This is a genomic window from Massilia sp. CT11-108, assembly GCF_047302915.1.
GTDB lineage: Bacteria > Pseudomonadota > Gammaproteobacteria > Burkholderiales > Burkholderiaceae_D > Telluria > Telluria orientalis.
Genome location: NZ_JBKYMO010000128.1, coordinates 1 through 12,792, shown reverse-complemented (window position 1 = coordinate 12,792; position 12,792 = coordinate 1). Strand labels below are relative to the sequence as shown.

Annotated in this window: 12 protein-coding genes; 1 reads left to right on the top strand and 11 read right to left on the bottom strand. The window is 64.6% G+C overall.

Going from position 1 to position 12,792, the window contains the following annotated elements; genetic code table 11:
- Positions 1 to 146 precede the first annotated feature (146 nt).
- From phoR to alr, 10 genes are all read right to left on the bottom strand, one after another.
- Positions 147 to 1,439, bottom strand: a complete 1,293-nt coding sequence (phoR, locus tag ACEN88_RS12765) for a phosphate regulon sensor histidine kinase PhoR (protein ID WP_413340066.1) — start codon at positions 1,437 to 1,439, stop codon at positions 147 to 149.
- Positions 1,440 to 1,452: 13 nt separating this feature from the next.
- Positions 1,453 to 2,145: a response regulator gene (locus ACEN88_RS12760; RefSeq protein WP_413340064.1), complete on the bottom strand. Its 693-nt coding sequence runs from the start codon at positions 2,143 to 2,145 to the stop codon at positions 1,453 to 1,455.
- A gap of 3 nt (positions 2,146 to 2,148) precedes the next feature.
- On the bottom strand, positions 2,149 to 2,853 hold the full coding sequence (gene phoU / locus ACEN88_RS12755; protein WP_056127954.1) for a phosphate signaling complex protein PhoU: 705 nt from the start codon (positions 2,851 to 2,853) through the stop codon (positions 2,149 to 2,151).
- Positions 2,854 to 2,888: 35 nt separating this feature from the next.
- On the bottom strand, positions 2,889 to 3,695 hold the full coding sequence (gene pstB, locus ACEN88_RS12750; RefSeq protein ID WP_413340069.1) for a phosphate ABC transporter ATP-binding protein PstB: 807 nt from the start codon (positions 3,693 to 3,695) through the stop codon (positions 2,889 to 2,891).
- Positions 3,696 to 3,720: 25 nt separating this feature from the next.
- Positions 3,721 to 4,575: a phosphate ABC transporter permease PstA gene (gene pstA, locus ACEN88_RS12745; RefSeq protein WP_413340061.1), complete on the bottom strand. Its 855-nt coding sequence runs from the start codon at positions 4,573 to 4,575 to the stop codon at positions 3,721 to 3,723.
- Positions 4,575 to 5,507, bottom strand: a complete 933-nt coding sequence (gene pstC / locus ACEN88_RS12740; protein ID WP_413340067.1) for a phosphate ABC transporter permease subunit PstC — start codon at positions 5,505 to 5,507, stop codon at positions 4,575 to 4,577. Before pstC ends, pstA begins: the two co-directional genes overlap by 1 nt.
- Positions 5,508 to 5,701: 194 nt before the next feature.
- On the bottom strand, positions 5,702 to 6,745 hold the full coding sequence (gene pstS, locus ACEN88_RS12735) for a phosphate ABC transporter substrate-binding protein PstS (RefSeq protein WP_413340059.1): 1,044 nt from the start codon (positions 6,743 to 6,745) through the stop codon (positions 5,702 to 5,704).
- Positions 6,746 to 7,254: 509 nt separating this feature from the next.
- A complete protein-coding gene (locus tag ACEN88_RS12730; RefSeq protein WP_413340057.1) occupies positions 7,255 to 7,575 on the bottom strand; it encodes a PilZ domain-containing protein in 321 nt (106 codons plus the stop codon).
- Positions 7,576 to 7,661: 86 nt separating this feature from the next.
- Complete coding sequence (gene radA / locus ACEN88_RS12725; protein ID WP_413340055.1) at positions 7,662 to 9,041, bottom strand: DNA repair protein RadA; 1,380 nt, start codon at positions 9,039 to 9,041, stop codon at positions 7,662 to 7,664.
- 10 nt (positions 9,042 to 9,051) lie between these two features.
- Positions 9,052 to 10,164, bottom strand: coding sequence for an alanine racemase (gene alr, locus ACEN88_RS12720; protein WP_413340054.1), 1,113 nt, complete (start codon positions 10,162 to 10,164; stop codon positions 9,052 to 9,054).
- A gap of 137 nt (positions 10,165 to 10,301) precedes the next feature.
- On the opposite strand from alr, the gene lplT reads away from it, so the two are divergent.
- Complete coding sequence (gene lplT, locus ACEN88_RS12715) at positions 10,302 to 11,564, top strand: lysophospholipid transporter LplT (protein ID WP_413340052.1); 1,263 nt, start codon at positions 10,302 to 10,304, stop codon at positions 11,562 to 11,564.
- 179 nt (positions 11,565 to 11,743) lie between these two features.
- On the opposite strand, the gene ACEN88_RS12710 is transcribed toward lplT, so the two are convergent.
- Positions 11,744 to 12,685, bottom strand: a complete 942-nt coding sequence (locus ACEN88_RS12710; protein ID WP_413340050.1) for a DUF1853 family protein — start codon at positions 12,683 to 12,685, stop codon at positions 11,744 to 11,746.
- Between the last annotated feature and the right edge of the window lie 107 nt (positions 12,686 to 12,792).

Sequence of the window (12,792 nt, the reverse complement as noted above, 5' to 3'; positions counted from 1 at the left end):
GCGTGGAGCCGCAGCCCGCGAGCAGTGCCGCGGCGCCGAGCGTGGCAAGAAGGGAACGTCGGGAGAAGGTCATCCCGAGATTGTAACCCGATCCCGCCCGTTTGCCGGCCCCGGTTTAAGCGCCGCGTAAGATGATGGTCGGACGATTAACCCGGCAGCGACGTATTCGGCAGCGTGGCCGTAAACACGCTGCCCTTGCCGGGCACCGAGCGGATCGCGAGCTTGCCGCCGTGGCGCAGCAGCACGTGCTTGACGATGGCGAGGCCGAGGCCCGTGCCCTGCGTCTCGCGCGAGCGGCTCTTGTCGACGCGGTAGAAGCGCTCAGTCAGGCGCGAGATGTGCTGCTCGTCGATGCCGATGCCGTTGTCGATCACTTCGAAGCGCAGGTCGTTCGGGCCGCGCAGCCAGCGCAGCTCGATCTTCCCGCCTTGCGGCGTGTAGCGCACGGCGTTGCTGGCCAGGTTGCCGAACGCGCTGCGCAGCTCTTCGCTGCTGCCCATCACGTCCGGGCCGTCGACGGCGAAGTCGATCTCGTGGCGGCCGTTGGACAGCGCGCGCGCATCGTTCGCCACCTGTTCGACGAGAGCCCGCACGTCCACGCGCTCGCGCTTCAGGGGATACTCGTCCGATTCGAGGCGCGACAAGGTGAGCATGTCCTCGATCAGCCGCTGCATGCGCTGCGCCTGTTCCGTCATCAGCATCAGGTGCGCGGTGCGCGTCTTCTCGTCCAGGCCCGGGTCGGCGAGCGCGATCTCGAGGAAGCCGACGATCACCGTCAGCGGCGTGCGCAGCTCGTGCGACGCGTTGGCGATGAAGTCGCGGCGCATCGCCTCGATGCGGTCCGTGTCCGTCGCGTCGTGGGTGACGAGGATTTGCCGGCGGTTCTCGAACGGGATGATCTGCACGATCAGCTTGCGGCCGCGGATCGACAGGGTGAGCGGCTGTTCGTAGCGGCCGAGGATCAGGTAGTCGATGAATTCGGGGTGGCGGATCAGGTTCGTCACACGCCGGCCCTTGTCGTGTTCCAGCGTGAGGCCCAGGTGGCGCTCGGCCGCCGGGTTGCACCATTCGAGGAACAGGACGTCGTCCATGATCGCCACGCCCTCCGGCAGCAGGTGCATGGCCTGGCGGAAGCGCGCGAGCCATTCCGTCAGCTCGTCGCGGTTGCGTTCGTCGTCGCGGCGGAGGCGGTACAAACGCGCGAAGACGTCGGTCCACGCGCCCCACCCGTCCGGCAGCTTCGTGCTCTGCGGGTCGTCGAGCCACTCGCCCAGCTTGTGCAGGTAGGCCAGTTGGGAAATCAGCAGGCCGAGGGTGATGAGCAGCGCGAGCGCCAGCCCGGAGACAGGGCCCAGCAGCCACCACGCGATGCCGGCGACCGCGAGCATCAGGCCCAGGCGCAGCAACGCCGGGACCCAGAACATGACGCGAGGATTCAAGCGGGCGACCTTTCTATTTTTCTTTTTCGGACAGCATGTAGCCTACGCTGCGCACGGTCTTGATCAGCTTTTCGGCTTCCTTCAACGCCTTGCGCAGCCGGAGGACGTGGACGTCGACCGTGCGTTCCTCGACGGCCGCCGCGTCGCCCCACACCTTGTCGAGCAGCTGGCTGCGCGAGAACACGCGCTCGCGGTGCGCCATCAGGAATTTCAGCAGGCGGTATTCGGCATTGCCCATGTCGAGCTGGCGGCCGTCCAGGGTGACCGTGCAGCTGGCCGGATCGAGCATGACCGGACCGGCCGACAGCGGCGCCTCGGCCAGGTGCGGGCTCTTGCGGCGCAGCAGCGCTTTCGAGCGGGCCACCAGTTCGCGCGGCGAGAACGGCTTCGTCACGTAGTCGTCGGCGCCGGTATTGAGCCCCGCGATCTTGTCCTCTTCCATGCTCTTCGCCGTCAGCATGATGACGGGGATGTCCTGGAAATCGCGGTCGCCGCGCAGGCGCGACAGCAACCGCAGGCCGCTCTGGTCGGGCAGCATCCAGTCCAGCAGCAGCAGGTCGGGCCTGCCGTGCACGATCGAATCCCAGGCCGCCGCCACGTTGGCGGCCGTGCGGATCTCCCAGCCCGTCTCGCGCAACGAATAGCTCACCAGTTCGACGATCGCCGGCTCATCTTCGACAATCAGGACGCTCGTGTTGGCCGCCATCGATCACCCTTCTCCGCCAGCCGCGACGGCTTGTGGTTTGCTATGCCTGATGTCCCGCCCCTCGACGACGTAGATCACGTACTCGGCGATATTCTTGGCGTGGTCGCCGATGCGCTCGATGGCCTTGGCCACCCACAGCACGTCCAGCGCCGACGAGATCGTGCGCGGGTCTTCCATCATGAACGTGATCGTACTGCGCATGATGGTGCGGAACTCGTGGTCGATCACGTCGTCCTGGGCGATGATCTGCACGGCAGCCTTGCCGTCCAGGCGCGCGAACGCGTCGAGCGCGTCGTGCAGCATGTCGGCCGTCGCGCGCGAGATCGTGCGCACCGTCTCGTAGTGGTTGAAGCTGACCATGCCGCGCTCGTGCAGGCTCTTGGCCGTGCGGGCGATCTTGGCGGCCTCGTCGCCGATGCGCTCGAGGTCCGTGATCACCTTGATCGTCGCCATGATCGTACGCAGGTCGTTGGCGGCCGGCTGGCGGCGCACGATCAGGTGGCTGCAGGCGTCGTCCAGCTGCACTTCGAGCTGGTTGACGGCGTGGTCGTCCGCCACCACCTTGTCGGCCTGCTCGGTGTTGCCGACGCGGAACGCATTCACCGCCTCGTCGAACTGCGTTTCCACCATGCCGCCCATGAGCAGCACTTTCGACCGGATCGCTTCCAGTTCCTGGTCGTACTGCTTGGAAGAGTGCTCGCCTACCATGTGTTCATCCTGTTCAATAATGTAATCTTACCGCATCAACCGAAACGGCCCGTAATGTAATCCTGGGTCTCTTTCCGCACCGGGTTCAGGAACAGCTGGTCGGTCTCGCCGAATTCCACCAGTTCGCCCAGGTACATGTACGCCGTGTAGTCCGAGCAGCGTGCGGCCTGCTGCATGTTGTGCGTGACGATGGCGATCGTGTAGTCGCCCTTCAGTTCGCTGATCAGTTCCTCGATCTTCGACGTCGAGATCGGGTCCAGCGCCGACGTCGGCTCGTCCAGCAGCAGCACGTCCGGCTTCACCGCGACGCCGCGCGCGATGCACAGGCGCTGCTGCTGGCCGCCGGACAGCGACAGGCCGCTCTTGTTAAGCTTGTCCTTCACTTCGGTCCACAGCGCGGCCTTCTTGAGCGCCCATTCCACGCGCTCGTCCATCTCGCCTTTCGACAGGTCTTCGTACAGGCGCACGCCGAATGCGATGTTGTCGTAGATGGACATCGGGAACGGCGTCGGCTTCTGGAACACCATGCCGATCTTGGCGCGCAGCATGTTCACGTCGACACCCGGTTCCAGGATATTCCGGCCGCGGTAAAGGATAGCGCCTTCGGCACGCTGGCCCGGGTACAGGTCGTACATGCGGTTCAGCGTGCGCAGCAAGGTCGACTTGCCGCAGCCCGACGGACCGATGAACGCGGTGACCTGCTTGTCGTGGACGTCCAGGTTGACGTTCTTCAGGCTCTTCGTCTTGCCGTAATAAAAGTCCAGGCCGGAGATCTCGATGGTCTTGGTCTTGGGCTTCGAACCTTGCGTCGTTTGCGACGGGGTGGACAGGGTCTGGGTCATCATGGGATCTGGGATCTTCGTCAACTTATTGCGGGTTCTTTTGGCGGAACAGGGTCCGCGACAGGATATTCAGGAGCAGCACGCTGAACGTCACCAGCAGGGCGGCACCCCAGGCGAGGCTGCGCCAGTCTTCGTACGAGCTCATCGCGAACAGGTAGATCGCCACCGGCAGGTTGGCCATCGGCTGTTTCATGTCGAGGCTGAAGAACTGATTGTTCAGCGCGGTGAACAGCAGCGGCGCCGTCTCGCCGGCGATGCGGGCCACGGCCAGCAGCACGCCGGTCACCACGCCCGCCTTCACGGCGCGCAGGCGCACCGTCATCGCCACTTTCCAGCGCGGCGCGCCCAGCGCGAACGCCGCTTCCAGCAGGCTGTTCGGCACCAGGTGCAGCATGTTGTCGGTCGTGCGGACGACGACGGGGATCGCGATCAGCGACAGCGCGATCGTGCCCGCATAGCCGGAGAAATGCCCGAAGCGCGCCACGCACAGGGCGTACACGAACAGGCCGATCACGATCGACGGCGCCGACAGCATGATGTCCGTGACGAAGCGCGTGACGGCGGCAAATTTGCTGTTCTGGCCGTACTCGGCGAGATAGATGCCGGCCAGGATGCCGACCGGCGTCGAGATCGCCGTGGACAGGCCTACCATCATGAGGCTGCCGACGATCGCGTTGCGCAGGCCGCCCGGGCTGCCCGGCGCCGGCGTGTCCATCGTGAACAGCGTGTGCGACAGTGCGCCGAAGCCATTGACCAGCAGGGTCTCCAGGATCCACAGCAGGAAGCCGAGGCCGACGGCCATCGCCAGCACGGACAGGGCGATGCCGATGCGGTGGCCCAGCAGGCGGCGCCGATAGACGGAATTGACAACGGCATCCATTACTTCACCCCTTCCTTGCGGGACATCCCGACGAGCATCAATTTGGCGGCCGACAGCACGATGAACGTGATGGCGAACAGGATCAGGCCCAGCGCGAACAGCGAGGACACGTGCAGTTGCGAGCTGGCTTCGGCGAATTCGTTGGCCAGCGTCGAGGAAATCGAATTACCCGGCGCGAACAGCGACAGCTTGATGTCGTTGGCATTCCCGATGACGAACGTGACGGCCATCGTCTCGCCCAGCGCGCGGCCGAGGCCCAGCATCACGCCGCCGACCACGCCGGCGCGGGTGTACGGCAGCACGATCTTGCGCACGACTTCCCATTTCGTGCAGCCGAGGCCGTATGCGGATTCCTTCAGCACGGCCGGCACGATCTCGAACACGTCGCGCATCACGGACGCGATGAACGGGATGATCATCACGGCAAGGATGATCCCGGCGGTCAGGAGGCCCAGGCCCATCGTCGGCCCCTGGAAGAACGGGCCGATGAACGGCAGCACACCGAGCGTCTTTTTCAGGAACGGCTGGATGGTGTCGCCGAACAGCGGCGCGAACACGAACAGGCCCCACATGCCGTAGATGATCGACGGCACGCCGGCCAGCAGTTCGACGGCCATGCCCATCGGGCGGCGCAGCCATGCCGGGCAGATCTCGGTGAGGAACAGCGCGATGCCGAAGCTGATGGGAAAGGCGACGAGCAGCGCGATGATCGACGTGACCAGCGTACCCGTGATGGCGATCAGCGCGCCGAATTTGTCGTTGACGGGATCCCACTCGTTGGTGGTGAGGAAGGACGCGCCGAATTCGCGGAACGCAGGCGCCGCCCCGATCGCCAGGGAAATAATGATGCCCACGAGGACGATCAGGACGCTCGCGGCGAACAACAGGGTCACCTTGTGGAAGATGAAGTCCTGGATGCGCTGCACGCGCATGGTATTGCGCAGTGCGACGTTGCGGGCTTCTTCCTGCAACGCGGCCTGGCCGGCCTCGTCGGCGGCGAGCGCGGGGTGTGCGTTCATGTGTTTGTCCAATTTATTACCTAGAAGCAAAAACGCGCCACTCCCACCTGCCCGACCTCGCGCCGGGAGGTGGGAGCGGCGCTACCCACGTGTCGGGTATTGCTCAATTACCAGAGCGCTTTGCCCGAAGCATCCTTCAGGTTGGCCTTCCAGGCGTCTTCCACCAGCTTGGTGGTCGCAGCCGGCATCGGCACGTAGTCCAGCTCAGCGGCGGCGGCAGCACCGTTCTTGAACGCGTAGTCGAAGAACTTCAGCACTTCCTTGCCCTTGGCGCCATCGGCTTGCGACTTGTGCATGATTGCGTACGTCGCACCGACGATCGGCCATGCGGCCTTGCCGGGCTGGTCGGTCAGCACCACGCCGAAGCCCGGTGCCTTGGCCCAGTCGGCGTTGGCGGCGGCGGCCTTGAACGCGTCGTCGTCCGGCTGCAGGAAATTGCCGTCGCGGTTCTTCAGCTGGGTATGGGCCAGCTTGTTCTTCTTGGCATATGCCCATTCGACGTAGCCGATCGAGCCCTTGATGCGCTGGACGTTGGCGGCGACGCCGTCATTGCCCTTGCCACCCACGCCGACAGCCCATTTCACGGCGGTGCCGGCACCGATCTTCGCCTTGAAGTCCGGGTTGGTCTGCGACAGGTAGTTCGTGAACAGGAACGAGGTGCCCGAGCCGTCGGCGCGGTGCACGACGGTGATGTCTTCGGCCGGCAGCTTCACGCCCGGATTCAGCGCGGCGATCGCCTTGTCATTCCACTTGGCGATCTTGCCCAGGTAGATGTCGGCGATGACCGGACCGGTCAGTTTCAGCTGGCCCGGCGCCACGCCGTCCAGGTTGACGATGGCGACGACGCCGCCCATGATGGTCGGGAACTGCACCAGGCCCGCCTCGTTCAGGTCTTCGACCGACAGCGGCATGTCCGATGCGCCGAAATCGACCGTCTTGGCCTTGATCTGCTTGATGCCGGCGCCGGAGCCGATCGATTGGTAGTTCAGGCCGTTGCCGCTGGTCTTCTTGTACATCTCCGCCCATTTCGAATAAATCGGGTAGGCGAAGGTGGAACCAGCACCGGTGATGTCGGCAGCCAGGGTCGCGGTGCTCGCGAACGCGGCGGTGGTGCCGATGATGATGGTTGCCAGCAGTTGCTTCATGCGCATATCAAGGTCCTTTGGTTAGGTGTGACACGGTTGATGCTGCGCAGTGTAGTGAGCAAATATGACGGCTTTATGACATGGCCAGCCTGGCCATATGACATGCGCGGCGCATAATGTGACCGCCCGAAATAACATGTCACACAGCCCTTCGACCGCTGTCACAATCTACGGTTCCACCCTCTTCCGAGGTCGAGAAAAAGCGCCTTGTAAATACTTTTTCTTATGCTAATTTGAAAGTGTTTATGCAGTATGGAGGAGTAGTCCTACAATCTCGAATGACAGATGGGGGAGGGAGCGCTCAACGGCGTTCGAACGGTATGTTATTCATTACAGGCATGCTGACCGGGATGGTCGTCCTCGTGCTGTATGGGGTGATTTCCGAAGGCATCGGCAGTTCACAAAGGTTGCACGACCGCTATCACGAATAGCATTGGGGGCCGCAGAGGTCTCATCAAAGAAAAAGCGGCGGGGCCCAAGGCACCCGCCGCTTTTCTTGTCAACCGGCCAATGAATCAGCGCAGGAAGCGTGACACCTGGCTCATCGCCGCCAGGTCCAGGTTCATGAACTGCAACCCGGCCTTGAACTCGCCATTGCTGAAAATACAATACATCACCTTGACGCGCGCATGCAGGGGAAACGGCGTGCCGTCGACGAGCAGGTCGAAGCCGACCTGGCCCGTCTGCCCCGTCTGCAGCGGATGCGGCACGGTAATGCTGACGCCATTGGAGCCGATGTCGGATGTACGTCCCTGGACGGGGGTCTGGCCCTCCATCGCCAGGACTGCCCGCACCTTCAGGATCTTGCGTGCGGATTGCCTCTGATCTATTGCCACGATAAGCCTGTGAATCTTTTAAAAACGAGGGGCATTATAGGTGCAAACGATAACCTTGCGTGTTACCGCTATTCAAGTTACGGTGATCAGTCGAGCTCGCGCAGCTTGCTGAACGCTTCATCGATCCGCTCGACGGCCACGATGGTCATCCCCTCGATCTTTTGCTTCGGCGCATTAGCTTTCGGGATCACGGCGACGGAAAAGCCCAGCTTCGCCGCCTCGCGCAAACGCTCCTGCCCACGCGGGGCGGGACGGATCTCGCCGGCCAGGCCCACCTCGCCGAACACGACGAGGCCGCGGGGCAGCGCCTTGTTGCGCATCGACGAATTGATCGCCAGCAGGACGGCCAGGTCGGCCGCGGGCTCCGTGATCTTGACGCCACCCACCGCGTTGATGAACACGTCCTGGTCGAACGCGGCAATGCCGGCATGGCGGTGCAGCACCGCGAGCAGCATCGCGAGGCGGTTCTGCTCCAGGCCGACGGACAGCCGGCGCGCGTTCGGCAAATGGCTCGCGTCGACGAGCGCCTGCACTTCGACCAGCAGCGGCCGGGTGCCCTCCTGCGTCACCATCACACAGGAACCGGGCACCTGGTTGTCGTGTTGCGACAGGAACAGTGCGGACGGGTTCGACACGCCCTTCAGGCCCTTTTCCGTCATCGCGAACACGCCCAGCTCGTTGATGGCGCCGAAACGGTTCTTGATGGCGCGCACGAGGCGGAAGCTGCTCTGCGTATCGCCTTCGAAATACAGCACGGTGTCGACGATGTGCTCCAGCACGCGCGGCCCCGCGAGCGCGCCCTCCTTCGTCACGTGGCCGACGAGGATGATCGTCACGCCCGTCTGTTTGGCCACGCGCGTGAGCTGCGCCGCGCATTCGCGCACCTGCGAGACGGAACCGGGGGCCGACGTCAGCGCATCCGAGTACACGGTCTGGATCGAGTCGATGACGGCGACCTCCGGCTTGAGGTCGGCAATGGTGCCGAGGATTTTTTCCAGTTGGATCTCGGCTTGCAGCTTCAGGTCTTTCGCCTCGACCTGCAGCCGGCGCGCGCGCAGGGCGATCTGGGCGCCGGATTCCTCGCCGGACACGTACAGCGTGCTGCGCGCCGCGGCCAGGTTCGCCAGCGCCTGCAGCAGCAAGGTGGACTTGCCGATGCCGGGGTCGCCGCCGATCAGCACGACGCCGCCCGCGACGAGGCCGCCGCCCAGCACGCGGTCGAATTCGTCGATGCCGGTGCCGAAGCGGGGCACGTCGATCGCCTCGATGTCGGCCAGCGACAGCACGGGGGCCGTTTGCGCGAGGCTCTTATGCATGTGCGGCGTCTGCGACATGCGGTTCAGGCCGGCGGTCTCGACCTGCTCGGTCATCGTGTTCCAGGCCTTGCAATCGGCGCACTGGCCGGTCCAGCGGCTGGCGACGCTGCCGCAATCGCTGCAGACGAAACTGGTACGGGGTTTAGCCATGATTCCTTGGTTATAAAATGGGATCGCACCCGAGCGGCGCCTCGGCCACGCGCACGCGCGGCGCCACGGCGCACATCAATTCATAGCCGATCGTGCCGGCGGCATGCGCCACCTCGTCGATCGGGAGACCGTCGCCCCACAGGGTGACCTTGCTGCCCACGCGCGCGTTCGCAATGGGCGACAGGTCGACCGCCATCATGTCCATCGACACCCGGCCGACGAGCGTCGTGCGGACGCCGTCCACCAGCACGGGCGTGCCGTGCTCGGCATGGCGCGGGTAGCCGTCCGCATAGCCGCAGGCGACGATGCCCACCGTCAGCGCGCGGTCCGCCTGGAAGCGGCTGCCGTAGCCCACGCTGTCGCCCTGCTCCAGGTGCTGGATGCCGATGACTTCGGATTTCAGTGTCATCGTCGGCAACAGCCCGTAGTCCTTGGCCGAGCGGCCACCAGGCGTGCCGCCGTACAGCATGATGCCGGGGCGCACCCAGTCGCTCTGCAATTCCTGAACGAGCTCCGCCGTGTGCAGCACCCCGCCGGAATTCGACAGGCTGCGCTCGCCCGGCAAGCCGTCCGCGCCCAGCCGGAACCGGCGTACCTGCTCGCCGATCGACAGGCGCGGATGCTCCAGCTCGTCCGCGTTCGCGAAATGCGTCATCAACGTGATGTTGCGGATGCCCGGGATGGCGCGCAGCCGCTGGTAGGCCGCCGCGAACTCGTCCGGCCGAAAGCCGAGGCGGTTCATGCCCGTATTCATCTTGAGGTGCACGTCGATGGGACGGTAGAGCTGGGTGTACTCCAGCATCTTGACCTGCTCGATGCAATGGACCGTGCTGTTGACATTATGTTCAGCCAGCAAGGGGATGTCCGACGTGTCGAAGATTCCCTCTAATAACAGGATCGGCTTCACCCAGCCCAGCTCGCGCAGGCGCAGCGCGCTTTCCGTTTCGATCAGGGCCAGGCCGTCGGCCTGCGCGAAGCCGCGCATGCCCCGTTCCAGGCCGTGTCCATACGCGTTCGCCTTCACCACCGCCCAGACGTTCGCCTGCGGCGCACAGGCGCGCGCACGGGCCAGATTGTGCTGCATGGAGTCGAGGTGGATGGTGGCGTGCAGGGGACGTGGCATGGCTTTCAGATGGGGGCGACGGCTGAGAACGAAAGGTTTATTTTACTCCCGGCAGTGAAATGCCGTATTGTCGATTCCTTGGGCTAAGCGGTCTTTCATGGTATAAAGCAACCCATCCAGTTTTTTGAACCTTTCGAATGAACCGTGGTTTTTATACCATCATGGCGGCGCAGTTCTTCTCGTCGCTGGCCGACAACGCGCTGATATTTGTCTCGATCGGTCTGCTAACGGCGATGAAAGCCCCGGCTTCGCTCACTCCGCTGCTGAAGCTGTCGTTCGTCTTGTTCTACGTCCTCCTGGCACCATTCGTCGGCGCGTTTGCCGATTCAATGCCCAAGGGACGGGTGATGTTCACCGCCAATCTAATCAAGGTTTTCGGGTGCTGCCTGATCTTCTTCGGCGCCCACCCCCTCATCGCCTGCACTGTCGTCGGCTTCGGCGCCGCCGTCTACTCCCCCGCCAAATACGGCATCCTGACCGAGCTGCTGCCGGCTGAACGACTCGTCGCGGCCAACGGCTGGATCGAGGGCCTGACCGTCATGTCCATCATCCTCGGCGCGGCCATGGGCGGCGCCCTCGTCAGTGCCCACGGCAGCGCCTGGCTGATGACGCTGGACGTGCCCTATATCGACACCGGCATCAACTCCTCGACCAAGGCCCAGCTCGCCGTGCTGATCGGCGTGTACGCGCTGGCGGCCGGCTTCAACCTGCGCATCCCGGACACCGGCGCCCGCTACGAGCACCAGGAACGCAATCCGGCCAAGCTGATCGCCGATTTCGCCGACTGCTCCGCCACGCTGTGGAAAGACAAGCTGGGCCAGATCTCGCTGGCCGTGACGACGCTGTTCTGGGGCGCCGGCGCGACGCTGCAATTGATCGTGCTGGAATGGGCCAAGCGCTCGCTGCACATGTCCCTCGACAAGGCGACGGGGCTGATCGGCGTCGTCGCCATCGGGTCCGCGATCGGCGCGGCGATGGCGGCGAAGATGATCCCGCTGAAGAAATCACTGACCGTGATCCCGCTCGGCATCATCATGGGCCTCGTCGTGACCTCGATGACGATCGTGTATTCGCTGCCGATCGCCGTCGTGTTGCTGCTGCTCATCGGCCTCCTGTCCGGCTATTTCGTCGTGCCGATGAACGCCCTGCTGCAGCACCGCGGCCACGTGCTGATGAGCGCCGGCCACTCGATCGCCGTGCAGAACTTCAACGAAAACCTCTCCATCCTCACCATGCTGGCGCTGTACGCCATCATGATCACGCTGAGCCTGGACCTGGACGTCATCATCGTCCTGTTCGGCATGTCGCTGGCCGGCATCATGTGGCTGATCGGCCGCCGCCATGCGGCGAACCAGCGCGAGCACGACTCGCTCGCGCTGATCGGCGAGCACAAGCACTGATCCAAGTAATTCGGTAATTCGGGGTCAGAGCACTTTTTCGAGAAATTGATCAGTACGGGCAGCGATGCGCAAGCCGTGACCGCGCGAGGGGCTGCATGCGGGCGCGCGGCGTCAAACAATGCTGAAAAGACAGTGCGCCGAAATGTGCTCTGACCCCGAATCTTGAGGTCTGACCCCGGTCAGGGGTGCAGGCGGGCGTTGGCGCGGTCGCGCCAGTCGTTCGAGACGATGAAGCCCCGTTCGAATTCCACGATGTTGTCCGGCTCTTCCCGCACGAGCGCCACGAGCACGGGCGCGCTTGACGCCATGAAGTGGTCTTCCAGTTCCGCTGCCAGCTGGGCCTTGTCCAGCATCCACACCGCCGATTGCGCGCGGAACGGCGGCAGCCATTGCAGGCGCGGCAGGATCAGGAAACGGTCGCCGGGCAAGGCGTCGAGTTCTTCCAGTGCGCACCAGAAGCCGCGGCAGTGGCCCGCCGTGATGCCTTGCATGGCCTGGTACGTGCCGCGCGGATAAAACAGCCAGCCCTTGACGAGCGCGCGCGCCGCGACGACGGGCCGCGGCAATACGTCCTGCGCGGCCGGGTGGCGGCCCAGTTCGAGCTGGCGCTCGAACACCTTGCGCATCTTGCGGCCCAGGCTGTCGGCCAGGTTCGGGCCGACGAACGTGTCGAAGCCCGTCGCGGCATCGCCCTGCAGCAGGTAGAACTTGGTGGCGAACTCGATGTGTTCGACACCCTCGCCCGCATCCAGCAGAAAATCGAACTCGCCGACGGTGTCGTTGCGGCTGGCCCGTACCTGCAGGCCGTGCGCGACGAGGCGGCCCTGGTGCGCGAAATAAAAGGCCATCAGCTTTTCCGCGTACAGGCCGAGGCGCGTATACATCTTCGAACCGAGTGCCGCGTCCAGCGGCGCGGGATCGGCATCGAGTTCGGCCAGCCAGCGCGCCGTGGCTTCCGTCATCGGACCGAGCGTCGCGATGCGGCCTTCCCAGTGCGGGTCGTGGATGTCGAGCAGGTCCGGGGCGTCCAGCAGCCAGGCCAGCGCCCGCACCCGCGCGCGCCGCAGATGGCGCCAGCGGCGTTCGAACAGCGCCTGGTACGTGTCAGCCTGAGCGCGCACGGGCGTTCCTTGCCCTGCACAAGTCGGCCCAGGGGGGGGGGGGGGGGGGGGGGGGGGGGGGGGGGGGGGGGGGGGGGGGGGGGGGGGGGGGGGGGGGGGGGGGGGGG

Bases quoted from the DNA above. Each gene is read 5' to 3' on its own strand.
- ACEN88_RS12760 (WP_413340064.1), bottom strand. From the start codon at position 2,145: ATGGCGGCCAACACGAGCGTCCTGATTGTCGAAGATGAGCCGGCGATC.
- phoU (WP_056127954.1), bottom strand. From the start codon at position 2,853: ATGGTAGGCGAGCACTCTTCCAAGCAGTACGACCAGGAACTGGAAGCG.
- pstB (WP_413340069.1), bottom strand. From the start codon at position 3,695: ATGACCCAGACCCTGTCCACCCCGTCGCAAACGACGCAAGGTTCGAAG.
- pstA (WP_413340061.1), bottom strand. From the start codon at position 4,575: ATGGATGCCGTTGTCAATTCCGTCTATCGGCGCCGCCTGCTGGGCCAC.
- pstC (WP_413340067.1), bottom strand. From the start codon at position 5,507: ATGCGCGTGCAGCGCATCCAGGACTTCATCTTCCACAAGGTGACCCTG.
- pstS (WP_413340059.1), bottom strand. From the start codon at position 6,745: ATGCGCATGAAGCAACTGCTGGCAACCATCATCATCGGCACCACCGCC.
- radA (WP_413340055.1), bottom strand. From the start codon at position 9,041: ATGGCTAAACCCCGTACCAGTTTCGTCTGCAGCGATTGCGGCAGCGTC.
- alr (WP_413340054.1), bottom strand. From the start codon at position 10,164: ATGCCACGTCCCCTGCACGCCACCATCCACCTCGACTCCATGCAGCAC.
- lplT (WP_413340052.1), top strand. From the start codon at position 10,302: ATGAACCGTGGTTTTTATACCATCATGGCGGCGCAGTTCTTCTCGTCG.